The following is an 18,237-nucleotide window of genomic DNA, read 5'->3' on the forward strand; positions in this document are numbered from 1 at the left end:
GGGAGGCCGTCGCCCCACGACGGCTCGTGGAGAGGGCGCGCGAGGTCGACCGCGCGAGGCGGTCGCCAGTCGACCAGTGTACGCCCCTTCCCCGCCCCCGATGCCTCGGGTGCGGGGAAGGGGTCGGATCGCCCATTTCCGGCACTCGGCGCGCCCGCCCGGACCGGTGCTCGCCGTCGGCGGAGCGGTCCCGCGGGCGCCGCACCAGCCGCGTTGCCGGGCGGCCGGTCCGCTGCCCGGCGGCCTGCTGATCGCCGTTGACGGCGAGGCGGATGCAGCGCTCCGTGGGCACCGCGCGGAGCCGCCCCGCGGTCCCGGGTGGCCGGCTCGACGGTCGGGGGTCAGCCGACCGCGAGGGCGGCGGCGACGAAGAGCACCAGGCCGACGGTCAGGTACGCCGTCGGCGGGCGCAGCCAGCCCCGGCTCCCCTCCGCCAGCGACAGCCCGCCGGTGCGCAGCCCGTACAGGCCGATCGCGAAGATCGGCAGGCCGCAGACCAGGAAGATCCCCACCACGACGTCGGCGGCCGAGACCGGGTCGCCGGTCACGCCGCTGAGCAGCACCCGCAGCGCGGGCACCTCGAACACCAGGACCAACAGCGTGAAGAGGGCGGCCAGCGCCGGCCGCCGGGTCCGGTAGACGCCGTCGCCCGCCGGGGCTCCCGGGTGCGGGGCGACCACCGGGGGGTACGCCGCCAACTCTCCCGGCGCGAGGTCTGTGCGGGGCGCGATCGGCGTCATCGGCCCGGTCGGCATCTCCAGCGGGTTCGGGGGCTCGACCGGCCGGGCGGGCTCGTCGACCGGCGTCTCCGCCGCGCTCGCGGCATCGGCCGCCCGGGCGGGCGCGACGATCGGATAGCCGCCCAGCGGCGCCGGGCGGGTCGGGTCCACGGCCCGTTCGACGGGCCCCGCCCCGGCCAGTGCGTCGACGCCGGAGGTCGACAGCGCGTCGCGGGCCTCCCTCGACTCCCGGGCGGCGCGTCGCCCCGGGCGGTCGGCGGGCAGTTCCCCGGAGACGTCCGGGTCGGTCCCGGCCCGACGCGAGCGGCCCGCCCGGTATCCCTCGGTCTCCGACCGGGCGTCCCCGAGCGGCGGCACCGCCGCGAAGCGTCCCGAATCGCCGTCGCCGAACCGCCCGGACTCCGCCCCCGTGACGGCGAACCGACCGGAATCCTCGGGGCCGGTCACCGCGAACCGGCCGGACTCCTCCGCTCCGCCGACGGCGAACCGACCCGAGTCCTCCGGCCCCGTGACCGCGAACCGACCCGAGTCCTCCGGCCCGCCGAAGCGGCCCCGGTCGGCGTCGACGGCGCCGAAGCGGCCGGAGTCAGGCTCGACGGCGCCGAAGCGGCCGGAGTCAGGCTCCGCCGACGCGCCGAAACGTCCTGTCTCGCCACGCCGGGTCCCCCCGGCGTCGCCGTAGCGGGCGTCCTCGGCGGCCCGACGCGGCTCGGGGGCACTCAGGTCGTCGTCCCGGTAGCGGGACTCCGCCGCGCCGCGCCAGTCCGCCTCCCCGAAGCCGCTCTCGCGGTCACGGTCACGGTCGCGATCGGCCGGATACCAGCGCGACTCCTGATCTTCGACAAAGTTCCGTCGTCCGTCCACGTCCGGCACCGTATGCGACCGGCTCCACGGGCGCCATTCGCCCCCTGGGCACCCGCGTCCCCCGCGCACCGGGTCACCGCACGGCCACGCCCAGGGACGGCGCCCGGCCGCATAGCACGGCGAGGGCATGATCGTGCGTTCGTCCACAGCTCGTCCGCCGTCCACAGATCACGGGACGCGGGGCGGCGCCGCAGCGCCCGCCGGGGGCACCGTGCCGCACATGACGAAGCGGAACCAGGCGGTCGGCGCGTACGGGGAGCGGTGTGCCGTCCGGCACCTGATCGGGGCGGGACTGCGCCCGGTGGCCCGTAACTGGCGATGCGCCGCCGGGGAGATCGACATCATCGCCTGGGACGGGCCGGTGCTCGCCTTCTGCGAGGTCAAGACCCGCCGGTCCGACCAGTTCGGTCCGCCGGCCGAGGCGGTCGTACCGGCCAAGGCGCGGCGGCTGCGCGGGCTCGCCGCCCGGTGGCTCGCCGACACCGGCACCACCGCCGACGAGGTGCGCTTCGACGTCGTCTCGGTACGCCTCACCGGCGCCGGCGCGGCCCGGGTCGAGCACCTCAAGGGGGCGTTCTGATGGGCGGGCGTGACCGGACGGGATCGTGCGGCGGGCGCCTGCGGGCGGCGTCGTGAGCTACGCGAAGGTGCTCTGCGTGGGCCTGGTCGGCGTCACCGGGCATCTGGTGGAGGTCGAGGCCGACCTGGCGGCCGGGCTGCCGGCCGTGGTGATCTCGGGGCTGCCGGACACCGCCCTGCACGAGGCCCGGGACCGGGTCCGCGCTGCCGTGGTCAACTCGGGTCAGCGGTGGCCCAACCGGCGGATCACGCTCAACCTGCTCCCCGCCGACCTGCCGAAGTTCGGTTCCGCGTTCGATCTGGCGATCGCGGCGGCCCTGCTCGGCGGCTCCGGTGAGCTGCCGCTGCTGCCGCTGGAACACGTGGTGGTCCTCGGCGAACTGGGGCTCGACGGCACGGTCCGCCCGGTGCGCGGCGTGCTGCCGATGGTCGCCGCCGCCGCCCGGGCCGGCGTCGGGAAGGTGATCGTCCCGGCCGGCAACGCCGCAGAGGCGGCGGTCGTCCCCGGGGTCCGGGTCCGGGCGGTCGACACGCTGCACCGGCTGGTCAGCTTCATCCGCGACGGCTCGCCCCTGATCGAACCGGGGTCGGACGGCCCGACACCGACTGACGGTGGGCCCGACCTGGCCGAGGTCGCGGGGCAGGGGCTGGGCCGCAGGGCCCTGGAGGTCGCCGCGGCGGGCGGGCACCACCTGGCACTGGTCGGGCCGCCGGGAGCCGGCAAGACCATGCTCGCCGAGCGCCTCCCGTCGATCCTGCCGGAACTGGACGACGAGGCCGCGCTGGAGGTCACCGCGCTGCACTCGATCGCCGGGCTGCTGCCGCCGGGCGGCCGGTTGTTGCGCCGCCCGCCGTTCCAGGCGCCACACCACACGGCGACGGTGCCGTCGCTGGTCGGCGGCGGGTCCGGGCTGGCGCGCCCCGGCGCGATCTCACTCGCCCACCGGGGCGTGCTCTTCCTCGACGAGGCACCCGAGTTCAGCAGGGGCGCGCTGGAGGCGCTGCGCCAGCCGCTGGAGCACGGCCGGGTCCGGCTGGCCCGCAGCCGGGGCGGCGCCGAGTACCCGGCCCGTACCCAGCTGGTGCTGGCGGCCAACCCGTGCCCGTGCGCCAGGCCGGCCGGCGACGCGTACTGCGAGTGCCCGCCGCAGGCCCGGCGGCGCTACCTCAGCCGGCTCTCCGGGCCCCTGCTGGACCGGATCGACGTGCAGGTGCGGCTGCCGCCCGTCCGGGCGGCCGAGCTGATGGAGGCCACCGTCGACAGCGAGGCCTCCGCCACCGTCGCCGAACGGGTGGCGGTGGCCCGGCAGGCGGCGGCCGCGCGCTGGGCGGTGCTCGGCCACCGCGTCAACGCCGAGATACCCGGCCCGTACCTGCGCCGCCCGCCCTGGCGGTTGCCCGCGCCGGACACCGCCGAGCTGCGGGCCCGGCTCGACTCCGGGTCGCTGTCGGCCCGGGGCTTCGACCGGATCATCCGCCTGGCCTGGACCATCGCGGACCTGGACGGTCGGGACCGTCCCGACCGGGAGGACGTGCGGGAGGCCATTCAACTGAGGACGGGGGACGCGACGTGAGCATCGACGAGGAGACGCTGGCCCGGGTGGCGCTCACCTGGCTCGCCGAGCCGGGCACCCGGTCGGTGCACCGGCTGGTCGACCGGCTGGGCCCGGTGGCGGCGCTCGACCTGCTGCTCGACGGGGGCGCGCCGGACGAGACGCTGCGCAACAGCGTGGCGGCCCGTTGCGCGGCCGGCGACGCCAGGGCCGTCGCGGCCGAGGCACTGGCCCGTACGGAGCGGCTCGGCGCCCGGCTCGTCGTCCCCGGCGACGAGGAGTGGCCCGTCCGGGTCGACGAGCTGCGCCGGCTCCGGCTGCCCGAGGCCTACCGGCGGGTGGACGTCGAGACCGCTCCCCCGCTCTGCTTCTGGGTACGCGGCTCGTGGCCGCTCGGGGAGGCCTTCGACCGCTCCGTGGCGGTGGTCGGTGCCCGCGCCGCCACCGGCTACGGCACGCACGTCGCCACGGAACTCGGCTACGGGCTGGCCGAGCGGGACTGGACCGTGGTCTCGGGTGGCGCCTTCGGCATCGACGCCGCAGCCCACCGGGGCGCCCTCAACGCTGGTGGGCGCACCGTGGCGGTGCTCGCCTGCGGCGTGGACCGCCCGTACCCGATGGGCAACGCGGCGCTGTTCGACCGGATCGCCGACACCGGGCTGCTGGTCAGCGAGTGGATGCCGGGAGCCGACCCGCTCCGGCCCCGGTTCCTCATCCGCAACCGGGTCATCGCGGCGGGCACGCTCGGCACGGTGCTGGTGGAGGCGGCCGCCCGCAGCGGCGCCACGCAGACCACGCACCGGGCGCTCGCCCTGGGCAAGCCCAGCATGGTGGTGCCCGGCCCGGTCACGTCGGCGATGTCCGTCGGCGCCCACGAGACGCTGCGGGAGCATCCGAAGGCCCGGCTGGTGACCGGCGTCGCGCAGGTGCTGGAGGAGGTCGGGCGGATCGGTGACCTGGCACCCGTACCGCGTGGCCCCCAGCGGCCGGCCGACCTGCTCGACGACGACGCGCGGGCCGTCGTGGAGGCGTTGCCCCGCCGGGGCGCGGTGGGCGTGGACGTCCTCGCCGCGCGGGCGGGAGTGCCTGTCCGTACCGCGCTGCGGAAGCTGTCGATGCTCGAGGAGCTGACGTTGGTGCTCCGCCGCGACGACGGGTACGCCCTCGCGCCACCGCCCGGGGAGCAGACCGCGAGGCGAGCGGCGACGCCGGACGGAGCGTGAGGTGCCGGGCGGAGCACGAACCGTCGTCAGTCGCCCTCGAAGCGGATCTCCATCGCGCGCTCCTGCCGGCAGCGCCGCACCAGTCGGTCGAGTAGGCGCACGTGCGTCATCTCCGGCGTCGACCGGGCCACCTCGGCGAGGCAGCGCACCTCGGCGAGGAGCTGCGGCACCTGTGCGGCGGGGACCACCAGCTCACCGACCGGATCCACCCGGTCGAGCAGAGGGGTGCGCCCGGCGCCACGGACCCGCCGGACGAGATCCAGCAGCACGTCGTCGGGATCGGGCAGCACCTCGGCCGGCACGACGCGGTGCCGGCCGGAGCCCGCCCCGACCGCCCGGTAGAGGACGACGTCCACCCCCATGTCCGGTCCCCCTTCGACGCGCCTGATCCCGTCGCGCGGCGACCACGACCACGGCCCACGCCCGCCGGTACGACCAGTCTGCGCGCACCGACCGGCGCAATCCATCACCCCGGCCGCGCGACCCGGCCGAGATCGTCACCCCGACGGCGCGACCCGGGGCGAGGTCGGCACCGACCCGGGTCGTCCCCGGTACGCCGGCCCGGTGTCCTGCCGGTTCCGCCGGCCGTCCGTAGGCTGGGCCCGTGCCGCCCGAGGATCCGCCGTCCACCGCCGTCACGGCCTCGACCCGCACCGCCGCGTCCGCTCGACCGGGCGGGACGCCGCCGCGAGGTGCGCCGGCCGGTCGGTGGGTGCCCGGCAGGGAGTCGCGGTGAGCCGGGAGGCGAAGGGCACCCGGGCGGCCCACGAGGCTCTCCCGCCGGGCATGCGGGATGCGGTGGACGACTTCGCCGCGCACCTGGCCGGGGTGCGCAACCGTTCCGCCCACACCGTGCGGGCGTACGTCGGTGACGTGGTGTCGCTGCTGGACCACGCCCACCGGATGGGGTGCGCCGAGTTGCCGGATCTGGACCTCTCCGTGCTGCGCAGTTGGCTGGCGAAGCAGCGGACGACGGGGGCGGCCCGGACGACGCTCGCCCGCCGGGCGGCCTCGGCGCGGACGTTCAGCGCGTGGGCGCACCGCTGCGGGCTGCTCCCCGCCGACGTGGCCGGTGCCCTGGCCAGCCCACGGGCCCACCGGGACCTGCCGACCGTGCTGCGCGCCGACCAGGCTGCCACCCTGGTCGAGGCACCGGGCCGGCTCGCCGCTCCCGGGCCGACGCCGCCCACCCGGGACGAACCCCGGCCGACGTCACCCGGGGAGGACGGCTCCGGGTCCGCGTCGCCGGCGTCGCCGGATCCGTCCCGTACGCCGGACGGGGCGGCCGAGGCGGTGCTGCTGCGCGATCGGGCGCTGCTGGAACTGCTCTACGGCACGGGGGTGCGGATCAGCGAGGCGTGCGGCCTCGACGTCGCCGACGTCGACCACGCGCGCCGGGTCGTGCGGGTGTTCGGCAAGGGCGGCCGGGAGCGCGCCGTCCCGTACGGGGTGCCGGCGCAGCGGGCGCTCGACGAGTGGCTGCGCCACGGCCGGCCGGCACTGGCCGCACCGCGCTCCCGCGACGCGCTGCTGCTCGGTGCCCGCGGCGGACGGCTCAACCCGACGACGGCACGGCGGATCGTCGGCGGGTACGCGCAGGCCGCCGGCCTGCCTCCGGTCAGCCCGCACGGGCTGCGGCACTCGGCGGCCACCCACCTGCTCGAGGGCGGCGCCGACCTGCGGGCGGTGCAGGAGCTGCTGGGGCACTCCTCCTTGGCGAGCACCCAGATCTACACGCACGTGTCGGTGGAGCGGCTCCGCGCCGCCTACCGCCAGGCCCATCCCCGCGCGTAGGTGTCTGAGAAGTGGTGGGTCTGATCGCAGTCCTGGCGGCGCTCTGGCAGGCGGAAGACCTGGAAGGCGCGCAAGGCTGCCCGTGTTCGGAGATGCCGGGCCCCGGATCAGCCGCGGAACGGCGGCGGAACATCGACGGGTCGCTACGATCGTCGGGTGAGCCTGCCGCAGCCGCCCGAGCCGATCGTGGCAGCCCGTTTGCTCTTCTCGCTCGACCCGGCGGTCAGCCACCTGAACCACGGCTCCTTCGGCGCGGTGCCGCTCGTGGTGCAGCGGGCCCAGCAGCGGCTGCGCGACGAGATGGAGGCCAACCCGCTGCGCTTCTTCACCCAGGGCCTGGTCGACCGGATCGCCCACGCCCGCCGGCACCTGGCCGGTTTCCTGGGTGCCGACCCCGACGGCACCGCCCTGGTTTCGAACGCGACCACCGGCGTGGCGGTGGTGCTCCAGTCGCTCGGCCTGCGCCCCGGCGACGAGGTGCTCGCCACGGACCACGGCTACGGCGCGGTCGGCCTCTCCATCGCGCGGGAGTGCCGGCGTACGGGGGCCGTCGCCCGGGTGCTGCCCGTGCCGTTGACCGCCCCGGACGAGGAGATCGTCCAGCTCGTCCGCGCCGGGCTGCGCCCCGGCCGGACCCGACTGCTCGTCGTGGACCAGCTCGCCTCGGCGACCGCCCGGTTCTTCCCCGTCGCCGCGCTCGTCGGCGTGGCCCGGGAGCACGGGATTCCGGTCCTCGTCGACGCCGCGCACGCCCCGGGCATGCTGCCGACGCCGGTCAGCGACGTCGGCGCCGACTTCTGGGTGGGCAACCTGCACAAGTGGGCGTACGCGCCGCGCGGCACCGCCGTGCTGGTGGTCGCCCCGTCGTGGCGGGACCGGATCGAGCCGCTGGCCGTCTCGTGGGAGCAGGAGTCGGGGTTTCCCCGCCGGGTCGAGTGGGCGGCGACGCAGGACTACACGGGCTGGCTGGCCGCGCCGGTGGGCCTGTTCACGCTGCGCAGCCTCGGCCTGGACCGGGTACGCGGGCACAACGCCGCGCTGGCGGCGTACGGCCAGCGGGTGCTGGGGGACGCGCTGGGGGTGGCCCCCGCCGACCTGCCGGACCCCGGCGGGCCGGGGGTCGCCATGCGCATCGTGCCGCTGCCGGCGGGCCTCGGCACCACGTTCGAGGCGGCGCGGGCGCTGCGGGAACGGATCGCCGACCGGCTCGCCACCGAGGTCGCCGTCATGGCCTGGAACGGACGGGGCTGGCTGCGGCTCTGCGCGCAGGTCTACAACACCCCGGACGAGTACGAACGGCTCTCGGTGCGGCTGCCCCCGCTGCTCGCCCAGCGCTGAGGGCCGGGTCGGCGCCGTCGAGCGGCAGCAGCCGCACGGGTCCCAGGCCGAGCAGGGCCAGCGGATCGAGGTAGTCGGCGCCGCGCCGCAGCCCCCAGTGCAGGCAGGCGGGGGCGGGGCAGCCCGGGTGGCCGGCGAGGAGGGCGCCCAGCGGTGCCCCGGCCGCCAGTGTCTCGCCGGGGCGGACCGCCGGCGACACCGGCTCGTGGGTGGTCCGCAGACCGTCGGCGTGCCCGACGGTGACGACGGGACGGCCGGCGACCAGGCCGGCGAAGAGCACCGTGCCGGCGCCGGCGGCCCGCACGGTCGCGCCGGGCGCGGCGGCCAGGTCGACGCCCCGGTGCCCGGGCAGCCACGGTCGCGGCGGCGGGTCGAACCGGCGCACCGGGCGCGGAACGCCGTCGAGCGGCCACCGGAACCGCGCCACCCCGGGCGACACCGCACGGGCCGGCACGACCGCACCGAACGGCCGTGCCGCCGGGACCGGCCGGACCACCGGCGTGGACAGCCAGGAACCGGGCGCGGGCGGCCGGGCCACGAGCACGGGCGGCGGAGCGACGGGCGCGGGCGGCCGGGCGACGGCTGCGGGCGGCCGAGGGACAGGCGCGGCGGGCCCGAGGGAGAGCAGGGCGGCGCAGAGCGCGACGGCGGTACGGGCGGCAGGTCGCATGGGCGCACCCTGCCCGGCGCCCGCCCGCCCCCGCCACCGGCGACACCGTCGCCTGTGGACGACGGTCGTCCTGTGGACGGCCCCCCACAGGGCCGGGCGGTCTGCTAGGCAGGCTCACGACGGATCGCCGGCACGGCCGGTGGCGGCTACGCTGCGGCGGGTGACGCGCGACTGGTACGCCTGGCACGGTGACTACGACGAGGCGGGTTCGGCGCTGTCCCGCCGGCTCGTGGAGGTGCGGCTGCGGGTGCGGGAGGCGCTCGACGCGGCCCCGCCCGGTCCGCTGCGGGCGATCAGCCTCTGCGCCGGCCAGGGCCGTGACCTGATTCCCGAGCTGGCGGCCCACCCCCGCCGCGACGACGTGGTGGCCCGACTGGTGGAGTGGGACCCGCGCAACGCCGAGGTGGCCCGGTCCGCCGTCCGCGCGGCCGGCCTGACCGCCGTGGAGGTGGTGACCGGCGACGCGGCGCGCACCGACACGTACGCCGGTCTGGTCCCGGCCGACCTGGTGCTGGTCTGCGGGGTGTTCGGCAACATCAGCGACGCGGACGTACGCGCCACGGTGCGGCACTGCGCGGCGCTCTGCGCGACCGGCGGCACGGTGGTCTGGACCCGGCACCGGCGGGAGCCCGACCTGGTCCCGACCATCCGGGGCTGGTTCGAGCGGGAGGGCTTCACGGCGGGGACGGTCAGCACTCCGGCGCGCGGCGTGGGCGTGGGGGCACAGCGCTTCCTCGACGTACCCCGGGCCCTGCCGCCCGACGCGACGATGTTCATGTTCGTCGACTGACGGCCCGCACGCGTGCCGGCGATCTCGACGCGCTTGGCCGCCCCGCGGCGACCCGTCGGGGCGGTGCGGGTTAGCCCCTCGCCCGGCGGGTATGCCGCCGCCTGCACCTGGCCAGAGGGGCTGGAGGTCGAATTCCGGTGACCGAAGCGTTCTTCGAGCAGTTGGCGAGCACGGGGTTTGAGCCGCGGCTCTGCCGGATGTCCGGCACCGTCCGGTTCGACATCCGCGACGGTGACCGGGTGCGGAAGTGGCTGCTGACCGTCGACCAGGGCAGGCTGCGGCTCTCCCAGGACGATGGTCCCGCCGATGCCGTGTTCACCATGTCCTCCGAGGTCGCGGACGCCATGGCGCGGGGTGAGCTGAACGGGCTGGCCGCGATCCTGCGCGGCGAGATCATGGTCGACGGCGACTTCGGCCTGGCGCTGCGGATGGGCCTGCTGTTCCCCGCACCGGCCGTGCCGCGCGAGGCCGGTGCGCCCCGGACGCGGGGGGCGGCCAGGTGAGGGACATCGCGGGCACCGTGTCGTGCATCGACGGCAACTCGTTCATCGTGTCGGACTCCAGCGGTGACGTGGACGCGGCGCCCGCCACGCCGGCCGGGCTGTTCGCCGCCGACACGCGCTTCCTGTCCCGCTGGATCCTCACGATCGGCGGCGAGCGGCTGACCGCGCTGTCGGTGGACGACAGCCAGTACTTCGAGGCGGCGTTCTTCCTGGTTCCGGGCGGACAGGTCGACTACGTGCAGGCCGACGTGTCGGCGATCCGGCGGCGGCGGATCGGGCCGGACCTGACCGAGTCGGTGACGGTGTTCAACTACGGCGAGCACGACGTCGACCTCGACGTGCGGCTGGAGGTGGCCGCCGACTTCGCCGACATCTTCGACATCAAGTTCGACGTCCGCGAGAAGGCCGGCACCTACTACTCCGAGGTCCGTGACGGCGAACTGGTGCTGGGCTACCAGCGCGGCACGTTCCGGCGGGAGGTGTGCGTCTCGGCGAGTGAGCCGGCCAGCGTCGACGCGCGCGGCGTCCGGTTCCGGCCCCGGCTGCGGCCCGGACAGCAGTGGTCGACGCAGCTGCGAGTGACGATGCGGGTGCTGCGTCCCGACGGCCACGACTGGCGCGCGGCGGTGCGCGCGATGCGCCCCGACGAGTCGACCCTGCCGGACGCCCTACGCGCGTGGGTCACGCAGGCCCCCCGGCTGGACACCGACAACAGCGCGCTGCGGCAGGTGTACCACCGCAGCCTCGAGGACCTGGCGGCGTTGCGCTTCGCACCGCTGTCCCTCGGCGGCGCCACCGTGCCCGCGGCGGGCCTGCCCTGGTTCATGACCCTCTTCGGCCGGGACAGCCTGCTGACCTGTCTGCAGACCCTGCACGTCACACCGTCGCTGGCCCCGCCGACGCTGCGCATCCTCGCGTTCCTCCAGGGCGGTCGCCGGGACGACATCCTCGACGAGGACCCCGGGCGGATCCTGCACGAGCTGCGCTACGGCGAATCGGCCGCCTTCGAGGAGCAGCCCCACTCGCCGTACTACGGCACCGTGGACGCCTCGCCGCTGTTCGTGGTGCTGCTCGACGAGTACGAGCGGTGGACCGGTGACGGGGCGCTGGTCAAGGAGTTGGAGAAGGAGGCCCGGGCGGCCCTGGAGTGGATCGACCGGTACGCGGACCTCACCTCCACCGGCTACGTCTGGTACGAACGACGCAACCGCGCCACGGGCCTGGAGAACCAGTGCTGGAAGGACTCCTGGGACGGCGTCTCCTACGCCGACGGCAGGCTGCCGGGCTTTCCCCGGGCCACCTGCGAGGTGCAGGGCTACGCGTACGACGCCAAGGTCCGCGCGGCCCGCCTCGCGCGCGCGTTCTGGGACGACCCCGCGTACGCCGACCGGCTGGAGCAGGAGGCGGCGGCGCTGAAGGACCGGTTCAACCGGGACTTCTGGATCGACGAGCGTGGCTACTATGCGCTCGCCCTCGACCACGACGGCACCCCCGTGGACGCCCTGTCCTCCAACATCGGACACCTGCTGTGGAGCGGCATCGTGCCCCCGGACAGGGCCCCGCGCATCGTCGAGCACCTGATGGGCCCCGCGCTCTTCTCCGGCTGGGGGGTACGCACCCTCGCCGAGGGTCAGGGCCGTTACAACCCGCTCGGCTACCACAACGGGACTGTCTGGCCCTTCGACAACTCGTTCATCGCCTGGGGCCTGCGCCGCTACGGGTTCGCCGCCGAGGCCGGTCGCATCGCCGAGGGCATCATCGCCGCCGCGACCTACTTCCACGGCCGCCTGCCGGAGGCCTTCGGCGGCTTCGACCGCCAGACGACCCGGTACCCCGTCCGCTACCCCACCGCCGGCAGCCCCCAGGCGTGGTCCAGCGGCGCGTCCCTGCTCCTCATCCGGGCCATGCTCGGCATCGACCCGCACGAGGGGCACCTCGCCGTCGACGCGGCGCTCCCACCGAGCTTCCAGCGGATCGCGCTGCTGGACGTTCCCGGCCGCTGGGGCAGGGTCGACGCCTTCGCCCGTCACCGCCCCGACCAGCCGCCGACCGACGACACCGGCGGCTACCCCTCCCTGCTCGGCTAGCGACCGGCGGAGCCCATCGAGCACGACGGGCGGAGCCGCAGAGCACGACGGTCGGAGCCGGAGGGCCGCCGGTCGGAGCCCGTGGAGCGAGGCGGTCGGAGCCGGAGGGCGCGGCGGGTGACGGCGTGGGGAATCACCCGGCGTTCCCGGCGCGGCGGCGTCGGCCCTAGGCTGGGACGGGCGCACGGCGGAGCCGCCGCCGTCGGCCCCGGGAGGCCTCGATGACCACTGTGGACGACGCCAGCGGGCCTTCGCGGGTGGCGGAGCCCGGCGAGGGGGTCACCGCCGAGGAGTTGCAGCTCGCCGCCCGCAACCACGGCATCCCGCTGGAGGCGCTGCGCTACGACGTGACCCCGGCCGGCCTGCACTACCTGCTCATCCACTACGACATCCCGGACCTCGACCCGGACACGCACGCGCTGACCGTGACCGGCGCGGTGGACCGGCCGCTGACGCTCGGCCTGGCCGCGCTGCGCGAGCGACCCCGGGTCACCCGACGGGTGACGCTGGAGTGCGCGGGCAACGGGCGCGCCCTGCTGCACCCGCGCCCGGTCAGTCAGCCGTGGCTGGTCGAGGCCGTCGGCAACGCCGAGTGGACGGGCACCCCGCTGGCGCCGCTGCTGCGCGAGGCGGGCATCGCCGCCGACGCCGTGGACGTGGTCTTCACGGGCGCCGACCACGGGGTGGAGCGCGGCGTCGAGCAGGACTACCAGCGGGCGCTGCCGGCGGCCGACGCGCTGCGCGAGGAGGTGCTGCTGGCGTACGAGATGAACGGGACTCCGCTGCTGCCGCAGCACGGCGCCCCGCTGCGGCTGATCGTGCCCGGCTGGTACGGCATGGCGCACGTCAAGTGGCTGCGCGCGATCGACGTACGCACCGAGGCGTTCGACGGTTACCAGAACGCGGTGGCCTACCGGCTGCGTGAGGACGCCGACGACCCCGGGGTGCCGGTGACCCGGATCGAGCCGCGGGCGCTGGTCCGGCCGCCCGGCTTCCCCGACTTCATGTCCCGCACCCGCGTGCTTCGCGCCGGTCCGTGCACGCTGGACGGTCGCGCCTGGTCGGGCCACGCCCCCGTCGCCTCGGTTGAGGTGACCACCGACGGCGGGGTCAGCTGGCGGCCGGCCACTCTGGACGGGCAGGTCGGCGGGGAGTTCGCCTGGTGCCGGTGGCGGTACGAGTGGACGGCGACGCCGGGCAGGCACGTCCTCGGGGCCCGTGCCACCGACGCCTCCGGCCGCAGTCAGCCGGTCGAGCAGCGGTGGAACCGGGGCGGTTTCGCCAACAACCTCGTCCAGCGCGTCGAGGTCGTGGTGCCGTCGGACTGAGGCCGGCCGCCGGGGCGGAGGGCAACGACGGCCGCGCGGCGGTGGGGGCGCCGACGGGGCCGTACGCCCGGCGGTGGGACCGTCGGGCGGGGCCGGCGGTGGGTCAGCCGCCGAAGCCGGAGTCGGCGGGCAGCGAGATGTCGGGCTTCTCCAGCTCCTCGACGTTGACGTCCTTGAAGGTCATCACCCGGACGTTCTTCACGAACCGGGCGGGGCGGTACATGTCCCACACCCAGGCGTCGTGCATCTCGACCTCGAAGTAGACCTCACCGTCGGAGTTGCGCACGTGCAGGTCGACCTGGTTGGCCAGGTAGAACCGGCGCTCCGTCTCCACCACGTAGGAGAACTGGCGGACAATGTCGCGGTACTCCCGGTAAAGCTGGAGCTCCATCTCGGTCTCGTACTTCTCGAGGTCTTCCGCGCTCATCGCACTCCGCCTTCCATGACCACATCTTCCCCCACCGACGCCGGAGGCCGAGGCTGCTCGCCCAACGCCACGCCGACGGTACCCCCTGGCGGGCAGGAGCGCTCCATCGGCTCGTCCCGCCTCGCATCCGCCGGCCGGCGCGCGCGGGGCGGGGCGCCGTCGCGACCGGACACCGCCGCCACGTTGACGTACGAGAACCGGTGCTCCCGGCACGGCCCCCGCTCCCGCAGCGCCGCGGTGTGCTCCGCGGTGATGTAACCCTTGTGTTCGGCGAACCCGTAGCCCGGGAACGCCCCGTCCAACTCGACCATCATCCGGTCCCGGGTGACCTTGGCCAGCACGCTCGCCGCCGCCACGCAGGCCGCCACCCGGTCGCCCTTCCACACGGCCAGCCCCGGCACGTCGAGGCCGTCCACCCCGAAGCCGTCGGTCAGCACGTAGTCGGGCCGGGTCGTCAGCGACGCCAGCGCGCGGCGCATCGCGGCCAGGTTGCACACGTGCAGGCCCCGCTCGTCGACCTCCTCGGCGGGAACGACCACCACGGCGTACGCGAGCGCGCGGGTCACGACCTCGTCGTGGATGCGCTCCCGGCTCGCGGGGGTGAGCAGCTTGGAGTCGGCCAGCCCGTCGATCTCGCCGCGCCGCCCCTCGGGCAGGATCGCGGCGGCGGCGACCAGCGGCCCGGCGCACGCGCCGCGACCCGCCTCGTCCGCCCCGGCGACGTGCCGGAAGCCGCGCCGCTGCAACGCGCGCTCCAGCGCGTAGAGCCCGCCCTCGCGGCGCACCACGGTGCGCGGGGGCGTCAGCACGGCGCGTCCTCGTGGCCGTCGAAGCCCTCCTGGCGCCCGCCCACCCCGACCGTCGGCGACGCCGGGGCGGCCAGCGACCGGGCCAGCACCGCCGACAGGTCCGGCGGGTAGTACCGCTCCCCGCTGGCGACCAGCTCGTCCGGGGGCCACCACCGGTGCGCGGCGACGCTGGCCCGCTCGACGTCGTTGAAGCCGGCGGTGTCGACCTCGTGGCCCGTCACCCGCACCAGGAAGAACTCCTGTTCCTGCCGGTACCACACGCCGTCGAAGGGGAACTCCGCCACGTCGCGGTGCACGGGCGCCCCGAACGCCGTCGCCGGCAGCCGCAGCCCGGTCTCCTCGGCCAGCTCCCGCGCCGCGCACTCGGGGTAGGTCTCCCCCTCGTCCAGGCCGCCGCCGGGGGTGAACCACCAGCGCCCGTGCTCGGGGCGGGCCGGGTCGGAGCCACAGAAGAGCAGCACCCGACCCGCCGCGTCGACGAGCAGGACGCGCGCCGCGCGCCGAGGGGTGTAGACGGTCACCGCACCAGCCTGCCAGACGCCGCCGACAACGCCCACGCCCGGCGGCCCCTATGGTTCGGGGATGGCCTCGTACGACTCGGGCACGCTCAGCCAGGTGGCCCGGCCGACGGGCCAGAAGACGGTGAAGGCCCGCCCCACGACCTCGCCCTCGGGGATCGTGGCGACGGTGATGTCCTGACCGGACTGCTGCCAGTGCTCCAGCGAGTCGCCCGAGGCCTCGCGGTGGTCGCCCATCACCCAGAGCCGGCCCTTCGGGACGGTGATGTCGAACTCCTCGGCGGTCTTGTCGCCGGGGTAGATGTAGGGCTCGTCCAGCGACTTGCCGTTGATCACCAGCCGGTCCTGCGCGTCGCAGCAGACCACGTGGTCGCCGCCGACGCCGATGACGCGCTTGATGAAGTCCTCGCCGTCGGGGTTGGCGCTCCACTCCAGGGGGGCCTTGAAGACGATCACCTCGCCCCGGTGCGGGGACCGGAAGTCGTAGACCAGCTTGTTGACCAGCACCCGATCGTCGATCTGGAGGGTGTTCTCCATCGACGGGGAGGGGATGAAGAAGGTCTGCAGCACGAAGGCACGCACCAGCACCGCGACCAGGATCGCCACACCCAGGAGGATGGGCAGCTCCTTCCAGAAGGAACTGCGCGGCTTGTCGGTCTGCTCGTCAATCACGGCACGAGCCTACGTTGCCCGGCCGGACGCCACCGTCCGGAACGCGCGAGAACGGCGAGCGCGGCAGCGGTCGGGGCCAACAGCACCAGATCGCCGTCCGGCGTGGGGCGGACCGGGGGCGGGGCGCCGGTGGAGGCGGCCGGCGGGTCGGCGACGTCGTCGAAGGTCGCGGGCACTGACAGGCCGCTCCACCGCGACGACGGCCAGACCACCGTGAACGCCCGGCCCACCACGTTCTCGATCGGCACCGGCCCCTGGCAGCGGGCGTCCTGGGAGACCATCCGGTGGTCGCCCATCACGAAGATCTGCCCGGGCGGGACCACGACCTCCTCGAAGCGCCGGGAGCGGCACTCGCGGGGGTTGGGCGGGATGTCGAGCGGCGAGTCCCGCAGGACGTACGACGACTCGTCGAGCGGGGTGCCGTTGACCAGCACCCGCCCCTCGGCGTCGCAGCACTTCACCCGGTCGCCGGGCAGGCCGATGACCCGCTTGATGAAGTCCTTCTCGCCGGGGCGGCTGACGCCGACCAGGTCGCCGATGGTCCGGCTGAGCTTGCTCGCGAACCCGGGCTCGGGCTCCTCGTCGACCTGCGGGGCCCAGCGCTCGGTGCCCCGGAAGACGACGACCTCGCCCCGCACCGGGTCACGTACGTCGTAGACGACCTTGTTGACCAGGACCCGGTCGCCGACGAGGAGGGTGTCCTCCATCGAGCCGGAGGGGATGAAGAACGCCTGGAGCAGGAAGGTGCGGATCAGCACCGCAAGGCAGAACGCGACGACGAGCAGCAGCGGCAACTCCTGCCAGAGGGGCATCTGTCGGCGGGGCCGGCGGGCCCGACGTCGCCACGGGTCGACGGCGCCGTCCTCGTCACGTGTCTGCACCACGCCACTCTCCGGTCAGCAGAAATGACACTACCGCCCGGGAACCCCGTCGGGGCTCCCCGGGCGGTAGTGGCCGTCGCTCCGCCGTGGTGGCGGGACGTCGCCCGGCTGCGCCCGTAGCGACCAGGGTAGTGCGGTCCGGTCGGTACGACATACGCGCAGCTCGGGCGGCGTGGCGAGCGCGAGGGTCAGCTGGGCTGCTTCTCGCGCTTCTCCTTGATCTTGGCCTTCTTGCCGCGCAGCTCGCGCAGGTAGTAGAGCTTGGCCCGGCGCACGTCACCGCGGGTCACGACCTCGATCCGGTCGATCGCCGGGCTGTTGATCGGGTAGGTGCGCTCGACACCGACACCGAAGCTGATCTTGCGGACCGAGAAGGTCTCGCGCAGACCGTCACCCTGGCGGCGGATGACGACGCCCTGGAAGATCTGGACACGGGACCGGTTGCCCTCGACGACCCGGGCGTGCACCTTGACGGTGTCACCGGCACGGAAGTCGGGGAGGTCGGTGCGCTTCGACTGGGCGTCAAGGGCGTCCAGGATGTTCATCGCTGCGTCCTCGTGAGGCTCACGGCGCACCGTCAATCGGTGCGCGGGTGGGTGATTCTGATCCCCGGGTGGTGGTCGGTGACCCGACCCCGGTCGAGGATCCTCGCAGCCGGCCGCGGCGCGGCCGGTTGCGGCAACCCCCCTACTTTGCCACATCCCCCGGCGGCACCTGAAATCCGGCCCGGTCCAGCGCGGCGACGTCCCGCTTGTCGAGCCGGTCCGGGTCCAGCGCCGCGAGCATGTCGGGCCGGCGGTCCGCGGTGCGGGTCAGCGCCTCGTCGCGCCGCCAGCGGGCGATCCTGCCGTGGTCACCGGAGCGGAGCACCTCCGGCACCTCCAGCCCGCGCCAGGTCGCCGGCTTCGTGTACATGGGGGCCTCCAGCAGCCCGTGGGCGTGCGACTCCTCGGCCAGCGAGCCCGCGTTGCCGAGCACGCCGGGCAGCAGCCGGGTGACCGCCTCCAGGATCACCAGCACGGCCACCTCCCCGCCGAAGAGGACGTAGTCGCCGAGGGAGACCTCGGTCACCGGCATCCGGGTGGCGGCGTGGTCGAGCACCCGCTGGTCGATGCCCTCGTACCGGCCGCAGGCGAAGAGCAGGTGCGGCTCGGCGGCCAGCTCGTGCGCCATCGCCTGGGTGAAGGGGGCGCCGGTCGGCGCCGGCACCACCAGCCTGGGCGCGGTCACCTCCGCCGGGGCGAGGGCGTCGAGCGCCTCGCCCCACGGCTCCGGCCGCATCACCATGCCGGGCCCGCCGCCGTAGGGCGTGTCGTCGACCGTGCGGTGCACGTCGTGGGTCCAGATCCGCAGATCGTGTACGGCCAGCCGCAGCGTGCCGTTCGCCCGCGCCCTGCCGATCAGCGACAGGTCGAGCGGGGCGAAGTACTCCGGAAAGATCGACACGATGTCGACGCGCAT

Annotated in this window: 18 protein-coding genes and 1 pseudogene; 9 read left to right on the forward strand and 10 right to left on the reverse strand. The window is 75.3% G+C overall.

The features are described from left to right. Nucleotides 1–341: 341 nt before the first annotated feature. Nucleotides 342–1,613, reverse strand: a complete 1,272-nt coding sequence (locus tag ACTMS2_RS11285; protein ID WP_441175351.1) for a hypothetical protein — start codon at nucleotides 1,611–1,613, stop codon at nucleotides 342–344. Between the two features lie 211 nt (nucleotides 1,614–1,824). On the opposite strand from ACTMS2_RS11285, the gene ACTMS2_RS11290 reads away from it, so the two are divergent. Genes ACTMS2_RS11290 through ACTMS2_RS11300 form a run of 3 tightly spaced genes read left to right on the forward strand, consistent with a single transcriptional unit; the run spans nucleotide 1,825 to nucleotide 4,959 of the window. After that, nucleotides 1,825–2,184: a YraN family protein gene (locus ACTMS2_RS11290; RefSeq protein WP_441175352.1), complete on the forward strand. Its 360-nt coding sequence runs from the start codon at nucleotides 1,825–1,827 to the stop codon at nucleotides 2,182–2,184. A 52-nt stretch (nucleotides 2,185–2,236) separates the two neighbouring features. After that, the gene (locus tag ACTMS2_RS11295) at nucleotides 2,237–3,757 is read left to right on the forward strand and encodes a YifB family Mg chelatase-like AAA ATPase (protein WP_441175353.1); all 1,521 of its coding nucleotides are present in this window, start codon (nucleotides 2,237–2,239) and stop codon (nucleotides 3,755–3,757) included. After that, entirely contained in the window at nucleotides 3,754–4,959 is a 1,206-nt protein-coding gene (locus tag ACTMS2_RS11300; RefSeq protein WP_441175354.1) for a DNA-processing protein DprA, read from the forward strand. The genes ACTMS2_RS11295 and ACTMS2_RS11300 overlap by 4 nt, the downstream gene beginning before the upstream one ends. Nucleotides 4,960–4,985: 26 nt before the next feature. Here ACTMS2_RS11300 and ACTMS2_RS11305 read toward each other — a convergent pair whose 3' ends face one another. Then, entirely contained in the window at nucleotides 4,986–5,321 is a 336-nt protein-coding gene (locus ACTMS2_RS11305; protein WP_441175355.1) for a hypothetical protein, read from the reverse strand. A 424-nt stretch (nucleotides 5,322–5,745) separates the two neighbouring features. On the opposite strand from ACTMS2_RS11305, the gene ACTMS2_RS11310 reads away from it, so the two are divergent. Next, nucleotides 5,746–6,753: a tyrosine recombinase XerC gene (locus tag ACTMS2_RS11310; protein ID WP_441175491.1), complete on the forward strand. Its 1,008-nt coding sequence runs from the start codon at nucleotides 5,746–5,748 to the stop codon at nucleotides 6,751–6,753. A 156-nt stretch (nucleotides 6,754–6,909) separates the two neighbouring features. After that, nucleotides 6,910–8,091, forward strand: coding sequence for an aminotransferase class V-fold PLP-dependent enzyme (locus ACTMS2_RS11315; RefSeq protein ID WP_441175356.1), 1,182 nt, complete (start codon nucleotides 6,910–6,912; stop codon nucleotides 8,089–8,091). On the opposite strand, the gene ACTMS2_RS11320 is transcribed toward ACTMS2_RS11315, so the two are convergent. Beyond that, nucleotides 7,979–8,761 (reverse strand): murein hydrolase activator EnvC family protein, encoded by a 783-nt coding sequence (locus tag ACTMS2_RS11320; RefSeq protein ID WP_441175357.1) that lies wholly within the window; start codon nucleotides 8,759–8,761, stop codon nucleotides 7,979–7,981. The genes ACTMS2_RS11315 and ACTMS2_RS11320 overlap by 113 nt on opposite strands. A 160-nt stretch (nucleotides 8,762–8,921) precedes the next feature. Between ACTMS2_RS11320 and ACTMS2_RS11325 the strand changes: the two genes are divergently transcribed. From ACTMS2_RS11325 to ACTMS2_RS11340, 4 genes are all read left to right on the forward strand, one after another. Then, a complete protein-coding gene (locus tag ACTMS2_RS11325) occupies nucleotides 8,922–9,551 on the forward strand; it encodes an SAM-dependent methyltransferase (RefSeq protein ID WP_441175358.1) in 630 nt (209 codons plus the stop codon). 137 nt (nucleotides 9,552–9,688) lie between these two features. Next, on the forward strand, nucleotides 9,689–10,054 hold the full coding sequence (locus tag ACTMS2_RS11330) for an SCP2 sterol-binding domain-containing protein (RefSeq protein ID WP_441175359.1): 366 nt from the start codon (nucleotides 9,689–9,691) through the stop codon (nucleotides 10,052–10,054). Next, nucleotides 10,051–12,141, forward strand: coding sequence for an amylo-alpha-1,6-glucosidase (locus tag ACTMS2_RS11335; protein WP_441175360.1), 2,091 nt, complete (start codon nucleotides 10,051–10,053; stop codon nucleotides 12,139–12,141). Before ACTMS2_RS11330 ends, ACTMS2_RS11335 begins: the two co-directional genes overlap by 4 nt. Before the next feature lie 221 nt (nucleotides 12,142–12,362). Continuing rightward, the gene (locus ACTMS2_RS11340; RefSeq protein WP_441175361.1) at nucleotides 12,363–13,469 is read left to right on the forward strand and encodes a sulfite oxidase; all 1,107 of its coding nucleotides are present in this window, start codon (nucleotides 12,363–12,365) and stop codon (nucleotides 13,467–13,469) included. Between the two features lie 103 nt (nucleotides 13,470–13,572). Here the strand turns inward: ACTMS2_RS11340 and ACTMS2_RS11345 are convergent, their stop codons facing one another. From ACTMS2_RS11345 to trmD, 7 genes and pseudogenes are all read right to left on the reverse strand, one after another. Beyond that, a complete protein-coding gene (locus ACTMS2_RS11345; protein WP_007075222.1) occupies nucleotides 13,573–13,896 on the reverse strand; it encodes a DUF2469 domain-containing protein in 324 nt (107 codons plus the stop codon). Next, nucleotides 13,893–14,705 (reverse strand): ribonuclease HII, encoded by an 813-nt coding sequence (locus ACTMS2_RS11350; protein ID WP_441175362.1) that lies wholly within the window; start codon nucleotides 14,703–14,705, stop codon nucleotides 13,893–13,895. The genes ACTMS2_RS11345 and ACTMS2_RS11350 overlap by 4 nt, the downstream gene beginning before the upstream one ends. After that, complete coding sequence (locus tag ACTMS2_RS11355) at nucleotides 14,699–15,226, reverse strand: NUDIX hydrolase (RefSeq protein ID WP_441175363.1); 528 nt, start codon at nucleotides 15,224–15,226, stop codon at nucleotides 14,699–14,701. The genes ACTMS2_RS11350 and ACTMS2_RS11355 overlap by 7 nt, the downstream gene beginning before the upstream one ends. Nucleotides 15,227–15,274: 48 nt before the next feature. Continuing rightward, complete coding sequence (gene lepB, locus ACTMS2_RS11360) at nucleotides 15,275–15,895, reverse strand: signal peptidase I (protein ID WP_363903405.1); 621 nt, start codon at nucleotides 15,893–15,895, stop codon at nucleotides 15,275–15,277. A gap of 9 nt (nucleotides 15,896–15,904) precedes the next feature. After that, a pseudogene (gene lepB, locus ACTMS2_RS11365) lies at nucleotides 15,905–16,779 on the reverse strand (signal peptidase I). 185 nt (nucleotides 16,780–16,964) lie between these two features. Further along, nucleotides 16,965–17,321 carry a 50S ribosomal protein L19 gene (gene rplS / locus ACTMS2_RS11370; protein ID WP_089001547.1) on the reverse strand — a complete coding sequence of 119 codons (357 nt, stop codon included), beginning with the start codon at nucleotides 17,319–17,321 and terminating at the stop codon, nucleotides 16,965–16,967. 142 nt (nucleotides 17,322–17,463) lie between these two features. Then, nucleotides 17,464–18,237: a tRNA (guanosine(37)-N1)-methyltransferase TrmD gene (trmD, locus tag ACTMS2_RS11375; protein ID WP_441175364.1), complete on the reverse strand. Its 774-nt coding sequence runs from the start codon at nucleotides 18,235–18,237 to the stop codon at nucleotides 17,464–17,466.

The sequence above is a fragment of the Micromonospora sp. SD12 genome (genome assembly GCF_052068495.1).
Lineage (GTDB): Bacteria > Actinomycetota > Actinomycetes > Mycobacteriales > Micromonosporaceae > Micromonospora > Micromonospora echinofusca.